At 72.0% G+C, this 17,944-nt stretch carries 16 protein-coding genes; 10 read left to right on the top strand and 6 right to left on the bottom strand.

What is annotated here, in order from left to right; translation table 11 throughout:
• Positions 1–27: 27 nt before the first annotated feature.
• A complete protein-coding gene (locus AC4IHM_RS31785; RefSeq protein ID WP_490870412.1) occupies positions 28–1,020 on the bottom strand; it encodes an ABC transporter substrate-binding protein in 993 nt (330 codons plus the stop codon).
• A 147-nt stretch (positions 1,021–1,167) separates the two neighbouring features.
• Between AC4IHM_RS31785 and AC4IHM_RS31790 the strand changes: the two genes are divergently transcribed.
• From AC4IHM_RS31790 to AC4IHM_RS31810, 5 genes are read left to right on the top strand one after another with little or no spacing between them, the layout of a single operon-like run.
• Positions 1,168–1,971, top strand: a complete 804-nt coding sequence (locus AC4IHM_RS31790; RefSeq protein ID WP_490870413.1) for a siderophore-interacting protein — start codon at positions 1,168–1,170, stop codon at positions 1,969–1,971.
• 5 nt (positions 1,972–1,976) lie between these two features.
• Positions 1,977–2,789, top strand: a complete 813-nt coding sequence (locus AC4IHM_RS31795; protein WP_490870414.1) for an alpha/beta fold hydrolase — start codon at positions 1,977–1,979, stop codon at positions 2,787–2,789.
• A complete protein-coding gene (locus tag AC4IHM_RS31800) occupies positions 2,786–4,507 on the top strand; it encodes an ABC transporter ATP-binding protein (RefSeq protein ID WP_490870415.1) in 1,722 nt (573 codons plus the stop codon). The genes AC4IHM_RS31795 and AC4IHM_RS31800 overlap by 4 nt, the downstream gene beginning before the upstream one ends.
• Positions 4,500–6,230, top strand: coding sequence for an ABC transporter ATP-binding protein (locus tag AC4IHM_RS31805; protein ID WP_490870416.1), 1,731 nt, complete (start codon positions 4,500–4,502; stop codon positions 6,228–6,230). The genes AC4IHM_RS31800 and AC4IHM_RS31805 overlap by 8 nt, the downstream gene beginning before the upstream one ends.
• Before the next feature lie 52 nt (positions 6,231–6,282).
• Positions 6,283–7,266, top strand: a complete 984-nt coding sequence (locus AC4IHM_RS31810) for a phosphotransferase family protein (protein ID WP_490870417.1) — start codon at positions 6,283–6,285, stop codon at positions 7,264–7,266.
• Between the two features lie 49 nt (positions 7,267–7,315).
• Here AC4IHM_RS31810 and AC4IHM_RS31815 read toward each other — a convergent pair whose 3' ends face one another.
• The gene (locus AC4IHM_RS31815; protein WP_490870418.1) at positions 7,316–8,002 is read right to left on the bottom strand and encodes a TetR/AcrR family transcriptional regulator; all 687 of its coding nucleotides are present in this window, start codon (positions 8,000–8,002) and stop codon (positions 7,316–7,318) included.
• A 118-nt stretch (positions 8,003–8,120) separates the two neighbouring features.
• On the opposite strand from AC4IHM_RS31815, the gene AC4IHM_RS31820 reads away from it, so the two are divergent.
• On the top strand, positions 8,121–9,254 hold the full coding sequence (locus AC4IHM_RS31820; RefSeq protein WP_490870419.1) for an FAD-dependent oxidoreductase: 1,134 nt from the start codon (positions 8,121–8,123) through the stop codon (positions 9,252–9,254).
• A 144-nt stretch (positions 9,255–9,398) separates the two neighbouring features.
• Complete coding sequence (locus AC4IHM_RS31825) at positions 9,399–9,743, top strand: STAS domain-containing protein (RefSeq protein WP_490870420.1); 345 nt, start codon at positions 9,399–9,401, stop codon at positions 9,741–9,743.
• Between the two features lie 206 nt (positions 9,744–9,949).
• Here AC4IHM_RS31825 and AC4IHM_RS31830 read toward each other — a convergent pair whose 3' ends face one another.
• Both AC4IHM_RS31830 and AC4IHM_RS31835 read right to left on the bottom strand, forming a co-directional pair.
• On the bottom strand, positions 9,950–10,240 hold the full coding sequence (locus AC4IHM_RS31830; protein WP_490870421.1) for a DUF3040 domain-containing protein: 291 nt from the start codon (positions 10,238–10,240) through the stop codon (positions 9,950–9,952).
• A gap of 93 nt (positions 10,241–10,333) precedes the next feature.
• Positions 10,334–11,614, bottom strand: coding sequence for an ArsB/NhaD family transporter (locus AC4IHM_RS31835; RefSeq protein ID WP_490870422.1), 1,281 nt, complete (start codon positions 11,612–11,614; stop codon positions 10,334–10,336).
• Positions 11,615–12,142: 528 nt separating this feature from the next.
• Here AC4IHM_RS31835 and AC4IHM_RS31840 point away from each other — a divergent pair.
• Entirely contained in the window at positions 12,143–13,114 is a 972-nt protein-coding gene (locus tag AC4IHM_RS31840) for a HAMP domain-containing sensor histidine kinase (RefSeq protein ID WP_490870423.1), read from the top strand.
• Between the two features lie 35 nt (positions 13,115–13,149).
• Here AC4IHM_RS31840 and AC4IHM_RS31845 read toward each other — a convergent pair whose 3' ends face one another.
• On the bottom strand, positions 13,150–13,758 hold the full coding sequence (locus AC4IHM_RS31845) for a ScbR family autoregulator-binding transcription factor (RefSeq protein ID WP_490870424.1): 609 nt from the start codon (positions 13,756–13,758) through the stop codon (positions 13,150–13,152).
• Positions 13,759–14,210: 452 nt separating this feature from the next.
• Here AC4IHM_RS31845 and AC4IHM_RS31850 point away from each other — a divergent pair, with 452 nt between their 5' ends.
• Entirely contained in the window at positions 14,211–14,945 is a 735-nt protein-coding gene (locus AC4IHM_RS31850) for an HAD family hydrolase (protein ID WP_490870425.1), read from the top strand.
• Positions 14,946–15,969: 1,024 nt separating this feature from the next.
• On the opposite strand, the gene AC4IHM_RS31855 is transcribed toward AC4IHM_RS31850, so the two are convergent.
• Positions 15,970–16,758, bottom strand: a complete 789-nt coding sequence (locus AC4IHM_RS31855; RefSeq protein WP_490870426.1) for an IclR family transcriptional regulator domain-containing protein — start codon at positions 16,756–16,758, stop codon at positions 15,970–15,972.
• A gap of 201 nt (positions 16,759–16,959) precedes the next feature.
• On the opposite strand from AC4IHM_RS31855, the gene AC4IHM_RS31860 reads away from it, so the two are divergent.
• Positions 16,960–17,943, top strand: a complete 984-nt coding sequence (locus tag AC4IHM_RS31860) for an ABC transporter substrate-binding protein (protein ID WP_490870427.1) — start codon at positions 16,960–16,962, stop codon at positions 17,941–17,943.
• Position 17,944 lies beyond the last annotated feature (1 nt).

Consider the following 17,944-nt stretch of genomic DNA (forward strand, 5'->3'; position numbering starts at 1 on the left):
GTGACCGACCGGCGCACACCGGCCGGCTCAGAGCTTCTTGAGGATGGCCTCGATCTCGTCCACGGCGCCGTTGGCGAAGGAGTACGTGCAGACGCCGTAGTGCTTGATGGGGTAGGCGTGTCCGGCCTTCACGGCGGGGACGCCCTTCCACAGCTTGTTGTTGAGCAGTTCCTGGGTGGGCGGCGGCGTCGAGCCGTCGAACTGGCCGACGTAGAGCAGCACCGTGCAGTCGTCGAGGACGTTGAGCTGCTCGTAGCTCTTCTCGACGAAGCCGGCCTCGTCGGCCGGGATGCCCGCGCCGATCTTCAGACCCAGGTCCCGCATCACCGTCAGCAGCGGGGAGCCGAGGTAGAACTTGCCGCTCTGCCCGCCGCTCAGGGAGGCCCAGGTAGACCCGGCGATCTGCTTCTTGTAGGTCTCGCGCACCTCGGCGACGCGGTCCTGGTACGTCTTCTTGGCCTCGGTGAGCCGGTCCTCGCGGTTCACCGCCTTGGCGATCTTGGCGACCTGCTCGTGCCACAGCGCACCGCTGGTGCCCCAGTCGAAGAAGGCGACGGGGGCGATCGTCGCCAGTGGCGCCGTCTTGTCCTTGTAGAACTGATCGAGGATCAGATCGGGCTTCAGGGCGGCAATGGCCTGCGCGTTGGGGGTGCCGGGGGCGCCGATCGTCTTGACGTCCTTGAGCTTCTCGTAGGACTCGGCGGGCATGAGCGTCGCGACGGCGGTGCCGTCCGGCACGCCCACGGGGACCATGCCGAGGTCGAGCAGCATCAGGGCGTCGTAGTTGACGGTCGCGATGATCCGCTCGGGGTTCTCCGGCACGGTCACCGTGCCGTTGTCGGTCTTGAGCTGCCGGGTGCCTGTCTGCCCGCCGTCCTTCGACGGCTCCTTCCCGGCGGCGTCGTCGTCCGACTCGCTCACGCCGCAGGCGGAGAGCGCGAGAGCCGCCCCGGCCCCCGCGAGCCCGCCGAGGAAACGTCTGCGGCCGAGCGTGACCGGCAGGGTGCGCGAACGTGTCATGTCCGTTTCTCCTTCGAGGGTTTCGGGCAGGGGGAAACAACCCCTACCCGGACGAGCTAAAGGTTAGCCTTGCCTAACCTATAGGCTGTGCAGGCGATCGAGGTACCGGTGGCACGAACAACTGCCGAGCGACGAGGAGACGTTGTGATGAGCGGCCCGTCCGCCCAGGAGACCCCCCGAACGAGCCGCAAACCGGGACGACTCCACGTCACCCGGGTCGGCGCGGTCCGCGAACTCACCCCGCGGATGAGGCGGATCACCTTCGCCGACCCGGAGCTGACCGGCTTCCTCAGCAACGGCACCGACCAGCACGTGGCGATGTACTTCTACGAACCCCACGTCGCCCTGCCCCGCCCCTTCACCACCGAGGCGGCCCGCGCGCTGCTGCCCCTGGCCCGTCCGAGGCTGCGCCGCTACACCGTCCGCCACCACCGCCCGGACAGCGGCGAGGTCGACATGGACTTCGTGCTGCACGGCGCCGACCAGCTCGCCTCCGGCTGGGCCGAGCGCGCCCGGCCCGGCGACGAGGCCATCTGGTTCGGGCCGAGCCCCGCCTACCCGCTGGACACCGAGGCCGCCTGGACCGTTCTCCTCGGCGACGAGACCGCCCTGCCGGCCATCGCCGTCATCCTGGAGGAACTGCCCGCCGGCCACCCCGTCACCGTCCTCGCCGAAGTCGCCGACGCCGAGGAGGAACTCCCGCTGCCCACCCGTGCCGACGCCCGGGTGCGCTGGCTGCACCGCCATGGCCGCCCGGCCGGCGAACTCCTGGTCCGGCACGCCACCGCCCTGCGCACACCGCCGGGGCGCGGCAGCGTCTGGGGCGGCGCCGAACGCGCGGTCGTCCGCACCCTTCGCGGCCACTTCACCCGGAACCTCGGCATGGACCGCGCCGACACCCACCTCACCGCCTACTGGACGCGGGGCAAGACCCAGGACGGCGAGGTCTGAACCGTATGCCCACCCTCCCCCTCAACGGCATCGACCTCACCTACGACGACCAGGGAAGCGGCGAACCCGTCGTGCTGGTCATGGGCTCGGGGGCGTCCCGCCGCCCCTGGCACCTGCACCAGGTACCCGCGCTGACCGCCGCGGGACACCGCGTCATCACCCTCGACAACCGGGGCATCCCCCCGAACGAGAAACCGCCCGGCGGCATCACCCTCGCCGCCATGGCCGGCGACGTCCTCGCCCTCGTCGACCACCTGCGACTGCCCCCGTGCCGTCTCGTCGGCTACTCACTGGGCGCGTCGATCGTCGCCGAAGTCCTGCTCACCCGCCCCGAAACGGCCCGCCAGGCCGTCCTGCTGGCCGGCCGCGCCCGGACCGACGCCTTCGGCCGGGCCGTCACCCGCGCCGAACGCGAACTCGCCGACAGCGGCATCGCCCTCCCGCCGGCCCACCACGCCGTGCACTCCGCCCTGCGCTACCTCTCACCCACCACGCTCCGCGACGACCAGGCCGTCCAGGACTGGCTGGACCTCTTCCAGTTCGCGCCGCAGCCCACCGGACCCGGCCAACTCGCCCAGCTCGACCTGGACGACATCGGCGACCGCCGCGCGGAGTACCGCACCATCCGCACCCCGGTGCTCTGCGTCGGCTTCCGCGACGACACCGCCATCCCCGCCACCGCCACCCGGGAACTCGCCGACTGCCTGCCGCACGGCCGGTACCTCGAACTGCCCGACTGCGGACACTACGGCCACCTCGAACGCCCCGCCGAGGTCAACGCCGCCCTGCTGGACTTCTTCGCCGGAAGTGAGGCATGACGACCACACCCCCCACCCCCACGACAGCGGAGCCCCCCGGCACCACCCACGCGCTGCGCCTGCTCACCGGCTGTCTGCGCAACCGGGCAGGACTGCTCACCCTCGCCGTCGTCGGCGGCCTCCTCTACCAACTGGCGCTCATCGCCATCCCCTGGTGCATCGAACGCGCCGTCGACCAGGGCCTCGTCGACGGGGACCACGACGCCCTGCGCGCCTGGGCCCTGACGGTCCTCGCGGCCGGAGTCGTCGCCGCCCTCGCGGAGATGGTCCTCGGCTGGTTCTCCACCCTGTCGGCCACCCTGGAGGGCAACCGCCTCTACACCGCGCTCGCCGACCGCGTCGCCGCCCCCGACCCCCGGGACCTCGCCCGCTTCGGCGAGGGCGACCTCGCCATGCGCGGCACCCGCGACATCGACCTGGTCCGCACCTGGCTCATGGGCTTCGCCTCGCTCGTCACCGGCGTCCTCGGCTTCGCCCTGATGATCGTCGCGATCGTCCGCCTCGACCCCCTGCTCGCGGTGATCTGCCTGGTGTGCGTCCCACCGCTGGTCTTCCTCAACACCTACTGGTTCCCCAGGCGCTTCGGAAAGGCCAACACCGCGCTGTCCGCCGCCCACGGCAGCCGCGCCGACGCCGTGCAGGAACTCCTCTCCGCCGGCGCGGCCGTCCGCGGCCTCGGCGGCGAGAGCGCGCTGGTACGCCGGCACGGCACCCGCAGCGCCGAGGTCACCCGGCACACCCTGGCCACCGCGCGGATCTCCGCCGACTGGTCCGCGCTCTCCCCCTTCGTGCCCGCCCTCGCCATCGGCGCGGGCCTGGCCTTCGGCGGACTCGCCGTGCTGCGCGGCAGCATGTCCGTCGGCGGCATCGTCGCCTTCACCAGCTGGATGAGCATGCTCGTGCTGTGGGTCGGCGTCCTGACCATGCGGCTCAGCCAGCTCAGCCAGGCCACCACCGCCGGCCGCAGGCTCCAGGAGGTGCTGAGTCCCGGCCCCCGCGAACGAGACGGCGCCCCGCCCGCGGTCCCGCTGCCCGACAGCGGCGACCTCGTCGCCGAGGACGTGAGCGTCCGCGTCGGCGCCAGGACCGTACTCGCGCCCACCTCACTCAGGGTCCGGCCGGGCGAGTTCCTCGCCGTCACCGGCCCCATGGCCTCCGGCAAGACCACCCTGCTGCGCGTCCTCGCCCACCTCGCCCCGGCCGACGCGGGCACCGTCGCTTTCGGCGGCGTACCCCTCGACGAGGCCGACCCCGAGGAAGTCCACCGGCGGATCGGCTTCGTTCCCCAGCGCCCCGTCACCCTCTCCGGCACCCTCGCCGACAACCTGCGCCTCGGGTCCGCCCACACCGACGAGGAACTGTACGCCGCCCTGCGCACCGCCGCTCTCGACGACCATGTCCGCTCCCTGCCCGAGGGGCTGGACACGGAGGTCGGCGAGGGCGGCGGCACCCTGTCCGGCGGCCAGTTGCAACGCCTGGCGCTCGCCCGCGCCCTGCTGCGCCGCCCCGCGGTCCTGCTCCTCGACGACGTCACCTCCGCCGTCGACACCGCCACCGAGCGCCTCATCGTCGAACGGCTGCGGGCCGGGGCCGGGCAGACCGCCCTGGTCTTCGCCACCCACCGCCCGGCGCTCCTCGACGCGGCCGACCGCGTCCTGCGACTGGAACCCGCCGGAACACCGGCCGAGCAGGAAGTACAGGTGAAGACCGGTGGCTGAGCAGAAGCGCCTGAGCGCGTCCCCCGACAACCGCCGTGTCCTGCGGCGGTTCTGGAGCCACACCGAGGGCCACCGCCGGCTCATCGCCCTCGCCCTCGCCGCCGGCACCGCCGCCACCCTCACCACCGTGGCGGTCCCCGCGGTCATCGGCGCCGGCGTCGACCGGCTCCTCCAGGAGGACCGCGCCGGCCTCCTCACCGCGGCCGGCGCCCTGGTGGTGCTGGCGGTGCTGCGGCTGGTGCTCTTCCGGCAGTCCGAGATCCTGCTGATCGACGCCGGTGAACGCGTGGTGCGCAGACTGCGGGAACTCGCCGTCGAACGGCTCTCCCGGGCACCCCTGCGCTTCCTGGAGGCCCACCCCTCCGGCGACCTGCTGCGCCGTACCACCACCGAGATCGCCGACCTCGCCAACTTCGTCCGCGGCCAGTTGCCCGACGTGCTGAACGTGGCGGGCTTCCTGCTCTTCACCCTCGTTCTGCTGCTCAGCCGGTCCTGGCTGCTGACCCTCGCGCTGCTGGTCGTCTTCGTACCGGCGCTGCTGTACGTGCTGCGCCGCTTCAAGAAGGTCGCCCCGCCGGCCTTCGCCGCCGAGGCCGCCGCGGCCGGCCGGGTCGCCACCACCTACCAGGAGCTGGTGGGCGCCCGCGAGATGCTGCTCACCAGCGGCGGCACCGGATACTGGCGAGAGCGCTTCGCCCAGGACAACGAGGTCCGCTACCGCGCCGCGCGGCGCACCCAGCGCACCTTGTTCGTGATCAGCCTCTCCAGGATCGTGCAGGGCGTCACCACGGCCGCCCTGCTCCTGGTGGGCGGTCTGCTGGTCTCCCACGACCAGGTCAGCGTCGGCGTCGTCGTGGTGTTCGTCCTCGCCACCCGCCAGCTCTTCGACTCCGCGACCCAGGCCTCCAACCTCGTCGGCCAGGTCCAGCACACGGTCACCGGCCTCGCGCGCCTGCTCGACCTCCTGGACGTCACCGGCGGCGGCCCGGACACCGCGGCGGCCGGCCGGCTTCCGGCCCAGCGGCCCACGGCACCGGGCGCCCGGAGCACCAGAGAACGCGGGCCGCTGGAGGCCGAGGGCCTGCACTACTCCTACACCCACGGCGTCGAGGTCCTGCACGGACTCTCACTCCGGGTGGAGGCGGGGGAGCGGGTGGGCCTGGTCGGCCCGACCGGCGCCGGCAAGACGACCCTGGCCAAGCTCCTCACCGGCCTCTACACACCCGACCGCGGCCGGGTCCGCTACGACGGGACGGACCTCGCCGAACTGCCCGCGGACGAACTGCGCAACCGGGTGGTCCTGGTTCCCCAACGGGTGCACATGATCGCCGGGTCGCTCCTGGACAACCTCGGCCTCGTGCCCGGCGATCCGGACGAGAGGACGGTCCGCCGCGCCGTGGAACACCTCGGGCTGACCGACTGGACCGACTCGCTGCCCGTCGGGCTGCACACCCCGCTCGGCGCCGACCGGGGCCGGCTCTCCGCCGGTGAACTGCAGATCGTCGGCCTGGTCCGCGCCGCCCTCCTCGACCCGGCCGTCCTCGTCCTGGACGAGGCCACCGCCGACATCGACCCGGACACGGCCACCCGACTGGAAACGGCCCTGGACGCCCTGCGCGCCGACCGCAGCCTCATCGTCATCGCCCACCGCGAGACGACCATCGCCCGACTCCCCCGGGTGGTCCGCCTCGACCAGGGAGAGGTCGAGGCGGTCCGAACCTAGACCAGCCCCGACGAGAGCCGCAGGCCGACCCACCCCCGGCTAGCCTGCTGCCATGGCTGAGGACGAGAGCGCGCCGGTTGTCGACCACGGGACCGGCGGCGCCGACTGGCCCCGCACCCGCGCATGGGTGGAACGCGGCCTCCCGCCCGGGGACCGGATACACGCCGTGGCGACACTGAGAGGAGGCTGGACGTCACGGATGCGCCGCCTCGACATCGCGGGGGAGGGCGAGCCGTACGCCCTGGTGCTCCGGTCCTTCGTCAAGCCCTTCTTCGTACGGCACGCACGGGGACTGCTGACGAGGGAGGCGGACATCCTCCGGCTGCTCGCGGACACGAGCGTGCCGGCCGCCCGTCTCCGGGGCGTCGACGCGGCGGCCGAGCACTGCGACCACCCGTCGCTGCTGATGTCGTCGCTGCCGGGAAGCCTTCGGCTGGACCCGCGGGACACCGAGCGGCAGACGGAACTCCTCGCCCGGCAACTGGTCGCCGTCCACGGCTTGCCGGTCCCGGAACGAGACCGACCACGCGCCTACCAGGCGTGGACCGGCCCCGAGCGGGTGCGGCCGCCCGGGAGTCCAAAGCGGCCGGACGTGTGGCGGCGTGCCGTGGAGGTGATCCGCCGGCCGCCCCCGGCCCACCGACCGTGCTTCCTGCACCGGGACTTCCACCCCGGGAACGTGCTCTTCACCGGAGAGGGAGCCGACCTGGCGATCACCGGCGTCGTGGACTGGGTGGAGACCTCCTGGGGCCCCGCCGACCTCGACGTGGCCCACTGCTCCACCGCGCTCGCCCTGCTGCACGGAGCGAACGCCGGCATGCGGCTGGCGGACCACTACGTCGCGGCCGGCGGAACGCTCGACGAGGACCCGGCCGGCCACCTGTACTGGCGCGTGCTGGACGCGCTGGCCTTCGCGCCGGACGCGGAGAAGGTCGCCGAGCCCTGGCGGGAGGTCGGCAGGCGGGATCTGACACCGTCCCTCCTCGCCCGGCGCCTGGAGGACTACCTCCAGGCGCTCCTCGTCCGCTACGCCTGACGCCCCGTGGGCCGCTGCCGCCCGGCGCCCTCGGCGACCACCGCGGCCCCTACCCCAGCGCCGGGATGCCGCCCAGGAAGATGTCCACCCCGACGAGGAACTGCTCGCGGTCGTCGTGTTCGCCCAGGTGGGTCGCAGCCTCGTGCACGAACGGGTACCGTGCCGGGTCGATCCGGGTCCAGCGCTTGGCTGCGTCCTTGAGGAAGGTCTCCCGGTCCGTGTCGCCGTCCGCGAGGAGGCGTGCGTTCGCGGCGTTCTGCGCGGCCGCGCCGAGGACGTAGCTGACCAGCGCGCCGGCCGCGTCGAAGCGTGCTTCTCCCGGCACTCCGAGGGCGTCCACGAGGCGGCCCACACTCTCGTAGAAGTCCAGCAGCGCGGGCCTCCACGGCCGGCGGGAGAGCTGCGCCCCGACCCAGGGGTGGGCGTCGACCGCGTCGAAGAGGCCCAGCGCGAGGCGGCGCAGGGCGGTGCGCGGGTCCGCGTCGGCGACCACGCCGGACAGGACGCCGGTGATGACGTCGTCGGTGGCCGTCGCCAGCAGATCGTCCTTGTCCGCGACGTGGTGGTAGATCGCTCCGTAGCCGGTGCCCAGGCGCACGGTCAGCGCGCGCAGTGTCAGCGTCTGCTCGCCGCCGCTGTCCAGGATCTCGATCGCGGTCTGGATGATCAGTTTTCTCGACAGGCCGTCCTTGCGCCGCGGGGCCCGCGCGGATCCGGTCGCCGCTCGCTTCACCATGGCCCCATCGTCGCATGAATGGAGCGTCGATGGAGCGTCGATCCAACTCTGTGCTAGCGTCATTGGAGCGACGATCCAATAGGCATCCGAATGCCCCGAAAGGGGATGAGGAGGAACCATGGCGACACCGGTCACGATCATCGGAGCGGGTCTGGGCGGCCTGACGCTCGCCCGCGTGCTGCACGTCCACGGCATCCCGGCCACGGTCTACGAGGCGGAGCCCGCCCCGGACGCCCGCCGCCAGGGCGGACTGCTCGACATCCACCCCCACAACGGACAGGCGGCGCTGAGGGCCGCGGGCCTGTTCGAGGACTTCCGCAAGCTGATCCTGCCGGGCCGCGAGGCGTACCGGGTCATGGACCGGGCCGGAAACGTGCTGCTCGACCTGCCCGACGACGGCACCGGCGAACGCCCCGAGGTCCCGCGTGGCGAACTGCGGCAACTGCTGCTCGACTCCCTGCCCGCCGGCACCGTCCGCTGGGGCCACAAGGCCACCGCGGTACGCGCCCTCGGCGAGGGCCGCCACCAGGTGGACTTCGCCGACGGCGCCACCGCCGTCACCGGCCTCCTCGTCGGCGCCGACGGCGCGTGGTCGCGGATACGGCCGCTGCTGTCCGGGGCCGTACCGGAGTACTTCGGCGTCTGCGGCGTGGAGACGTTCCTGCTCGACGCGGAGACCCGCCGTCCCGCCTCCGCGGAGGCGGTCGGGGCCGGATCGCTGTTCGCGCTCGCGCCGGGCAGGGGACTGCTCGCCCACCGGGAAGGCGCCGGGAACCTGCACACCTACGCGCAGTTGAGGAAGCCGCAGGAGTGGTTCGCCGGCCTCGACGCCACCGACGCCGCGACCCTCACCGCACGGGTCGCGAAGGAGTTCGCCGGCTGGGCTCCCGAACTCACCGCCCTGATCACCGCAAGCGACACCCCGCCGGCCCTGCGCCCCGTCTTCTCGCTGCCCGCCGGACACCGCTGGGACCGCACACCGGGCGTGACCCTGCTCGGAGACGCCGCCCACCTGCGGCCACCGAACGGCGAGGGCGCCAACCTCGCCATGCAGGACGGCGCCGAACTCGGCCGGTTCCTCGCCGCGCACCCGGACGACGCGGAGACCGCCCTCGCCGCGCACGAACAGGCCATGTTCGCCCGCGCCGCCGCCGTGGAGGCCGACGACGACGACTTCTACACGATCATGATCGACGACCACGCGCCCCACAGCCTGCTCGCCCTGATGACCGGCGCCGGACAGGACGCCTGACCGGCGGCCGGACGGCCACGAGGACCCGGGGCAGGTCCACCGCTTCGTCCGGACCCCGACCGCCGCCGCACGGCGATTTGATGAGGCATATTCAGAACGAATGTGCGGTGCCACCTGTCCCCGGGGCATCCCCGTTGGCTGAGTATGGAACCCCCCATCGAGATCATCTACAGCGAAGCGGACGGCTGGACCGTCCTGGAAATGCTCGGGGAGATGGACGTGTTCACCGTGCCGACGATCAGGCAGTACATGATCGAGCGGCTAGCGGACGGCCACCGCCGCTTCGTCATCGACCTGCGCAGCGTGACGTTCATCGACTCCATGGGCCTGGGCGTCCTGGTCAGTGTCCTCAAGCGCGTCCGCGCCGTCCACGGAGAGCTGCGGCTGGTCATCGCCGACGCGAACACCAGGAAGCTGTTCACCCTGACCGGCCTGCGGCAGGTCTTCCCGATCCACGACTCGGTCCACCAGGCGAGGCGCACCCGGTGAGGGCCGCCGGTCCCGGCACACCCCACGGCACCCGGCGCGCGGGCGCCCGCCCGGCCCGCCGCGTCGTGGGAGGCGGTGGGCCGGGCGGGCGCCGGGGGTGTCAGCCCGAGTGGCTCGGGCGGTGAGTGTCCGGACGTACCGGGTGGGCTCGTACGCGCGTCGGGCGGAACCGTTTCGGCGGCTCCGCGGTTCGGTGGGTCCCGGTGTCAGGGGCCCGGCGGTCGGTTGCGGCGGTCGCGTGTGCCGGGGCCGGGGGACAGCAGTTCCCCGGCCATGCCGGCCAGCACGAGTCCGGCGGCGATGAGCAGTCCGTGCGCCACCGCGACGCCGGTGCCGAGCACCGCGAGAGCGACGGCCAACAGCAGCCACAGCGCGGGGCGTCGGTACTGGCGCGGCTCGTGCGGACGGCCGGTCGACAGGGCGCGGGCCAGCCGGGGGTCATCGCGACGCAGACGCTCCTCGATCTCTCTGAGCCGTCGGTCAGGCGACCGGGACATGGCTCCTCCCTCCCGGCGCCGGGCCGTCGGCGTACGGGACGGTGGGCGTCAGGTGCTGCCATCCGCTCTCCTCACGGGGTCGTGGTGCCACGGTCATATCAGGACGAAGTAGCGCAACCACACATAGGCGGCGGCGACGGTCACGGTGACCGCGGTGACGATCAGGCCGTAGCGGCTGAACTGCCAGAACGAGATGTGGTGGCCCTCCCGCTCGGCGATGCCGACGACCACGACGTTGGCCGAGGACGCGATGATCGTGGCGTTTCCACCGAGGTCCGCGCCGAGGGCGAAGGCCCACCAGAGCATCCCCGCCTCCTCCAGACCGCCGGCGGAGGACACGATCTCGCCGACGATCGGACTGACCGACGCCACGAACGGGATGTTGTCGACGATCGCGGACGGGACGACGGAGCCGAACACCAGGGCCATCGAGGTGCCGAGCAGGTTGCCGTCGGCCGCCCTGGCCGCCGCCTCGCCCAGATCGCCGATGACTCCGGTCTGCACCATCGCGCCGACCATGACGAACAGCCCGACGAAGAACGCCAGCGTCTCCCACTCGACGTCCTTGACAACGTCGCCGGCGCTGAGCCGGGAGACGGCGAGCAGGATCAGCCCGCCGCTGATGGCCACCACCGAGGGCTCCATGTGCAGCACGGTGTGCAGGACGAAGCAGGCCATCACGGCGGTGATCACCACACCGCTCACCAGCAGCAGCCGGCTGTCCTTGATGGCGTCCCGCGGATTGAGTTCCATCACGGACGCGGCACGGTCGGGGTCGTAGTGGAACGCCCCCCGGAACATCACCCGGCTCATCAGAATGAACACGATCATCAGCACGATGACGATCGGCGTCATGTGGAGCAGGAAGTCGTTGAAGGACAGACCCGCCCGGGAACCGATCATGATATTGGGCGGGTCACCGATGAGAGTGGCCGCTCCTCCGATGTTGCAGGCCATCACCTCGGCGATGAGATACGGGACGACGGGCACTCCGAGCCGCCGGCAGACCGAGATCGTCACCGGGACGATCAGCAGCACGGTGGTGACGTTGTCCAGCCAGGGCGAGAGCACACCCGTCGCGATGATCAGCAGGACCATGAGCCGGTACGGTCTGCCCTTGGCCTTGCGCGCGGCCCAGATCGCGATGAACTCGAAGACGCCGGTCCGTTTCAGCACGGCGACGATCAGCATCATGCCGAGCAGCAGAAAAATGACATTCCAGTCGACGCCCGCGTCCTCGGAGAAGAACGCGTGCTCGGCGTCGGTCGCGCCGATGAGCAGCATCACCACCGCGCCGCCCAGCGCGGCGGCGACCCGGTTCACCCACTCCGTCGCTATGAGGACGAAGACGACGGCGAAAACCGTTACGGCCATCCAAGTTGTGAGGCTCACCCAGTGTCCTCCCCCGCGCGGTGCCGGCCGGGGGCTGCCGTCAGGGCGCCCGCCGGGCGCGCCGACGGTTCGGGGTCATCGGATTCCTTGAACCAGCCCAATATCTGCGGCACTGTTTTCACGGCTGCCGGGGCTCCTCTCGTGGTCGACCGGCCGGCGGCGTCTTACGCCCGCCGGCGAGCCGGGCCCGAAGCCTCCGGGGGAGGCTGACGCGGGCGACACGGCCGTCGAGAACCGGGGAGCACCAGACGAGTACGTCGCGGAGCGGCAGAAGGCCGCACGACGCTCACCGGGCCGGGTAAGGGGGTTGCCCAAACCCTCGCCCACCTGACGGAGCGTGGCCATCGGGGACGCCACCCAATTACGGCCGGGTCCGACCTGTAGAAGCGCTCGTGAGCAGGGTGAATGGGTGCCAGAACCGATGGACGGCCGCGCCGCGGGCCGCTCACGCTGAGGCTGACGGCCGCGTAGGCGGCAGTCGGAGCAGGGACGTCAGAAAGGCGGTCCGAGGTGCCCTTGTTCTGGAGGATCTTCCTCTTCAACGCCGTGGTGCTCGTCGCCGGCACCGCGTTGCTGCTGGGACCTGTCACGGTGTCGACGCCCGTCCTGGCCACGGAGGCGGCGATCCTCACCGTGGGCCTGGCCGTGATTCTGATCGCCAACGCCCTTCTCCTGCACGTCGGTCTGGGGCCGCTGCGGCGGCTCGCCCACGCCATGACCGCGACCGACCTGCTGCGGCCCCGGGCCCGGCCGGACGCCGGCGGTCATGGCGAGATCGCCGAACTGGTCAGTACGTTCAACACCATGGTCGACCGGCTGGAGGCCGAGCGCGCCGCCAGCGCGGCCCGCGCCCTGAGCGCGCAGGAGTCCGAACGCCACTGGGTCGCCCGGGAGTTGCACGACGAGATCGGGCAGACCCTGGCCGCCGTACTGCTCCATCTGAAACGGGTCGCGGACGGGGCGCCGGACCCGGTGCGGGAACAACTGCACCAGGTGCAGGAGAGCACCCGGGCCAGCCTCGACGAGATCCGCCGCATCGCCCGCCGCCTGCTGCCGGGCGTGCTGCGGGAGTTGGGCCTGGCCAGCGCGCTGCGGTCGCTCACCGCGGAGTTCGCCGGCCCGTCGACGCTCGTGTGCCACCACATCGAGTCCCGCCTGCCCGCACTGGGCGCCGACGCCGACCTCGTCCTGTACCGGGTCGCCCAGGAGAGCCTGACCAACACCGCCCGGCACGCCGGCGCCACCCGCGTCGACCTCACACTGGAGCGGACCCGGGACGGCCAGGTCGAACTCCGGGTCCGCGACAACGGCTGCGGCATGCGCGACGCCGACGAGGGAGCCGGCATCCGGGGCATGCGCGAACGCGCCTTCCTCATCGGCGCCGCCCTCTCCCTCGGCCCCGCCCCCGGCGGCGGCACCGAACTGCGCCTGACCACACCCGTCCGGGACCGCGCGCCGATGGCCGGTCCCGTGGGCCGGTGAACACGGCGCTGGTGCACGGGGCGCGCGCGTGACCGTCACTCCACCAGGGGTTCCTCGGGCCGCGAGCCCCGTCTCAGCGCGGGCAGGGTGAGGCGCCACCAGTCGTGGAGGCCTTCGGTGAGGGCGTGCGGACCCTCCAGGGACTGGGTGAGGGTGCAGAAGCCGTAGAAGGCGCGGACCAGGGTGCGGGCGGCGAGGGCCGGGCGGACATGGGCGGCCAGATGACCGCTGGAGCGGGCCTGGGCGAGCAGGCGTGTGGTGGCGGCCGTCCAGAGGACGAACGGGTCGGGCAGGGGCGCGTTGATGGTGTCGCGCTCTGCCCACAGGCGTGCGCCCGCGCGCGTCAGGGGGTCCTCGGCGAGGGCGCGGGCGATCTCGTGGCTCAGCGCGATCAGGCGTTCCAGCGGGGGCACCGCGTGGTCGCCGTACCGTGCGACGAGGCCCGGCCAGGTGGCGAAGCCGTCGTGGACGACGGCGCGGGCGATGCCTTCCTTGCTGGCGTAGTGGAAGTACACGGACCCGCTGGTCCGGCCGGAGCGGTTGCCTATGTCGTTGACGCTGGTCCCCGAGTACCCCTGCTCGGCGAAGAGGCCGGCGGCCGCCTCCAGGAGTGATCTCCGGGTTGTTCTGGCCCGTTCCTGCAAGATCCCGTTCACCTTCGTTCGGCTCTGAAGTGACGCCGGGAAATGTAGTGCGCCCGCGTACGCCGGGAGTAATCAGAAGTGGTGCGCGCATGGTAATTGCGCATCTTTTTCGAATATGAACGCGTGTGAGTGGCCATTAGCCCTTTCAGGTGCCGTTCTTGGCTGTCGGCCGGCGAATCGCGGCATGTTGACGGGAGGGTGAAATGTCACGTGCATATGTTCCAACTCCCTCTGTGCGGCGCCTGACTGACTGAGTATCAGGCTACTCGGCCCCGATGTGTTCTCGCTTTCCCTTACACCTGATTCGGGTTCCGGTCCAGCACTCTAAATGGTGATTGCGTTGAATTTCAGGGACGAAATAACGTAGCGGCCACAATGTTTTCCATTTGCGGCTGATGTCCTGAATGTGAACTGTTCTGGCGGCACGGTCGCCCGTTTCCCAGGAGGTCACCGTGGCTGCAAGGTCACACTCCCTGCTCGACTGGTCGCCCGAGGCCGTCGTCTTCGACTGCGACGGCACCCTGATGGACTCCGAACGCCACTGGCAGGACGCGCGCAACCGGGCCTTCCGGGACTTCGGGCTGCTGCCCCCGCCCGGCTTCGCGGACCGGGCGAAGGGCGTCCACTACATCGACTGCGGGCGGCTGATGGCGCAGGAGACCAACAAGCCCGAACTGGCCGGTGAACTGACGGCGGCCCTGCTCGACCACTTCCGGGCGTTCGTCGCGCAGGACCCGGTGACGATGCCCGGGGCGGTCGAGTTCGTCCGGCTGTTCTCCGGCCGGATGCCGCTGGCGGTGGCCAGCAACTGCCCCCTGGAAGTGGTGGAGGAGAGCCTCGGCCGGGCCCATCTGCGCCGGCACTTCCTGCACGTCGTCGTCCCCACCGGGACGCAGGGGCAAGAGGGGGAGGCGGTGCGGCCCAAGCCGTGGCCCGACGTGTACGCGACGGCTGTGCGGCTGTGCGGCGTCCGCCCGGAGGCGGCCCTGGCGGTCGAGGACTCCATGGCGGGCGTCGAGTCCGCCCGGCGCGCGGGCCTGCGCGTACTCGGCGTCGGACCGCGGCCGAGCGACGAGGACGCCGCGAGGACCGACCTGTGGGTACCCTCACTGCGCGCCGAGGAGGTGCTGCTGTGGGCCCGGGACCGGGTACCCGACCGCGCACCGGGCGACGACGAACAGTCCTGACCGCCCCCGCACCCCCGGATGCCGCACGCGCCCACGCCTTGGCGGCCACTCCCCGCCGGGTCACCCCGCGCCCGGCAGAACCGGGCGACCGGCGCCCTTGCGATCGGCGACCCGGCGGTTGGCGACCTGCGGCCGGTGCGTGGTGCTCCGGCAGGCGATCCGCGCCCGCGGCCGGCGGCGGGTGGCAGCTGGCCGGGGGACGTGATCCGTTGGTCGGCGGCCGGCGACCGGCGCCCTTGCGGTCGGTGACCGGGGCCCCGCGCCGGCAATCCGCGGGTGGTGACCGGCGGTTGGTGGTCCGGGGCCCGCGCCCCGCGGCTGGTGACCGGCCACTGATGCGCTGGTGGGCCTGGGTGCCCCGCGACCCGCGCCCGGTGTGCCCCCGGCGCCCGCGCCCCCGGTCGGCGCCCGCGCCCCGGCCGGTGCGTGGTGCTCCGGCAGGCGATCCGCGCCCGCGGCCGGCGGCGGGTGGACTTGGGGACTTGCGGCCGGTGGCCCTGCGGTCGTTGACCGGGGCCCTGCGGCCGGCAACTCGCGGTTGGCGAACGGCGGTTGGTGGTCCGGTGGCCCGCGCCTCGCGGTTTGCGGCCGGTGACTGGCCACCGATGCCCCGGCGACCGGTGGCTGGACCTGGCGCCCGCTGCCGGGGTGACCCGGCGGCCGGCGCCCGCATCCGGTGGCCGGTGGGTGGTGCTCAGGTCGGCGACCCGCGCCCGGGGTCGGCGATGGGTGGACCTGGTGCCCTGCGGTCGGCGGCTGGTGCCGCGCGTTCGCCAACTCGCGGTTGGTGTACGGCAGTCGGTGGTCCGGCGGCCGGCGATCCGCGCCTGCGGTCGGTGGCTGCCGGCCGGCGACCTGATGCCCCGGTGGCCGGTGCTCGGCGGCTGGTAGGGTCTGGGCGCCCCGTTCCCTGCGGCCGGGGTGACCCGGGCGGCCGGCGCCCCCGCCCCCCGGTCGGCGCCCGCACCCCGGCCGGCGGGAGCCGAGGTCATGGCACGCCGGGACCCCTGGGGCGCGGCCGTCGTCAGGGGCCGGAGACCAGTTGCAGGTCTGCCTCTATGCCGGCGGCGCACGCCTGGAGCCGGGGGACCAGGGTGCGCAGTTCGTCCAGGCCGCGCATGCCCGCCCCGACGGCGATGTTGGCCGCGGCGATGACGGCGCCCGACCGGTCGCGCACGGGTACGGCCACGGCCCGCAGTCCCTGGTTCAGCTCCTGGTCCGCGATGCAGAAGCCGCTGTCGCGGACCGACTCGATGATCGTGCGCAGTTCCTCGGTGTCGCGGACCGTGCGGTCGGTCAGGGGCTGGAGGTCGACCCGGGCCAGGAAGCCCCGGAAGTCGTCCTCGTCCAGACCGGCGAGCAGCACCCGGCCCATGGCCGTCGCATACGCCGGGAACCGGGACCCCACGTTGATCGACACGGTGATCACGCCGCCGGCCGGCACCCGCGCGACATGCACCACGTGGTCGCCGTCGAGCACGGACAGCGCCGTGGTCTCGTGCACGTCGCGCATCAGATCCTGGAGGTGGGGTTCGGCGATCTGCGGAGTGGACAGCGCCCGCAGATAGGCGTGGCCCAGCTCCAGGGTCTTCGGGGTGAGACCGAACAGCGTCCCCTCGCTGCGCACGTAGCCGAGCTTCAGCAGGGTCAGCAGCGAGCGCCGGGCCGCGGCGCGCGAGAGTCCGGTCGCGCGGGCCACATCACTCAGCGAGCGGGACGGATGATCTGCGTCGAACACCTTGATCACTTCCAGCCCGCGGGCCAGCGACTGAACGAAGTCCGTGTCTCCCGGCTCGACTTCGAGCAGATCCATGTCTCGTCTCCTGTCTCGGCGCGGTCGCGGCGCCCACTGTCCCACATCCGCCGAACGTGTGCGAGCAGCAGTGTACGCACAGCGAACGACTGTGCGTGCGTCTAGCGCACACGTGTACAGATATGTATGGTCCCTTCCATCGCACCTCGGGTCCGGTTCCCCGGACCCCATTTCACTGGAGGAACGATGGAGTTCCGGAGCATGCGTAGAAGGACGGCGCTGGCCGCCGCGGCCGGACTGGCCCTGTCGCTCACAGGCTGCGGCAGCGATGGTTCCTCGGCCGGTGTGGACCCCTCGTCCAAGACACCGGTGACCGTGCAGGCCGGGTTCATCCCGGTCATCGACGTCGCCGCGCTCTACCTGGGGGAGAAGCAGGGCTTCTTCTCCAAACAGGGCATCAAGCTGAACATCAAGACCGCCCAGGGCGGCGCGGCGCTGGTGCCCCCCGTGGTCAGCGGGCAGTACCAGTTCGCGTTCAGCAACATCGTCTCGGTGCTCGCCGCCCGCGACAAGGGACTGCCCCTGAAGGTGATCGCCTCCGGGTCCGACTCCACGGGCGTCGCGGGCAAGGACGTCACGATGATCCGGGTCCCGAAGGACAGCCCGATCAAGACGCCGGCCGACCTCGCCGGCAAGAAGGTCAGCGTCAACACGCTCAACAACCTCCTCCAGATGCTGGGCGAGGTGGCCGTCACCGCCGACCACGGCGACCCGAAGGCGGTCAAGTTCGTCGAGCTGCCCTTCCCGGACGCGGTCACCGCGCTGGGCAAGGGAGACATCGACGCGATGGTCACCGCGGAGCCGTTCGACACCATCGCCGCGGGCAAGAACACCAGGGTCATCGCCTCTCCCTACCTGGAGATGTCGAAGAGCAGCCTGACCACGTCGGTCTACTTCACCTCGGAAGAGCAGCTGAAGAAGAACCCCAAGCTGTTCACCGCGCTCAAGGCCGCCATCGACGAGTCGCTCGCCTACGCGCAGGCCCACCCCCGGGAGACCCGGGACCAGCTGTCGTCCTTCATGACGATCGACCCGGCGGTGGCCCAGAAGGTCACCCTGCCCACGTTCTCGCCGCAGATCCCGAAGGCCTCGGTCGAGGCGTTCGTCAAGGCCGCCCGCAGCCACGGCCTCGTCGACGGCGACATCTCCTACGACGACCTGGTGTGGTCGGGAGCGGCTGGCTGAC

Source organism: Streptomyces sp. SL06 (assembly GCF_058244745.1).

Coding starts and splice junctions, on each gene's coding strand:
- AC4IHM_RS31785 (WP_490870412.1), bottom strand. CDS start 1,020: ATGACACGTTCGCGCACCCTGCCGGTCACGCTCGGCCGCAGACGTTTC.
- AC4IHM_RS31790 (WP_490870413.1), top strand. CDS start 1,168: ATGAGCGGCCCGTCCGCCCAGGAGACCCCCCGAACGAGCCGCAAACCG.
- AC4IHM_RS31795 (WP_490870414.1), top strand. CDS start 1,977: ATGCCCACCCTCCCCCTCAACGGCATCGACCTCACCTACGACGACCAG.
- AC4IHM_RS31800 (WP_490870415.1), top strand. CDS start 2,786: ATGACGACCACACCCCCCACCCCCACGACAGCGGAGCCCCCCGGCACC.
- AC4IHM_RS31810 (WP_490870417.1), top strand. CDS start 6,283: ATGGCTGAGGACGAGAGCGCGCCGGTTGTCGACCACGGGACCGGCGGC.
- AC4IHM_RS31815 (WP_490870418.1), bottom strand. CDS start 8,002: ATGGTGAAGCGAGCGGCGACCGGATCCGCGCGGGCCCCGCGGCGCAAG.
- AC4IHM_RS31820 (WP_490870419.1), top strand. CDS start 8,121: ATGGCGACACCGGTCACGATCATCGGAGCGGGTCTGGGCGGCCTGACG.
- AC4IHM_RS31825 (WP_490870420.1), top strand. CDS start 9,399: ATGGAACCCCCCATCGAGATCATCTACAGCGAAGCGGACGGCTGGACC.
- AC4IHM_RS31830 (WP_490870421.1), bottom strand. CDS start 10,240: ATGTCCCGGTCGCCTGACCGACGGCTCAGAGAGATCGAGGAGCGTCTG.
- AC4IHM_RS31835 (WP_490870422.1), bottom strand. CDS start 11,614: ATGGCCGTAACGGTTTTCGCCGTCGTCTTCGTCCTCATAGCGACGGAG.
- AC4IHM_RS31855 (WP_490870426.1), bottom strand. CDS start 16,758: ATGGATCTGCTCGAAGTCGAGCCGGGAGACACGGACTTCGTTCAGTCG.
- AC4IHM_RS31860 (WP_490870427.1), top strand. CDS start 16,960: ATGCGTAGAAGGACGGCGCTGGCCGCCGCGGCCGGACTGGCCCTGTCG.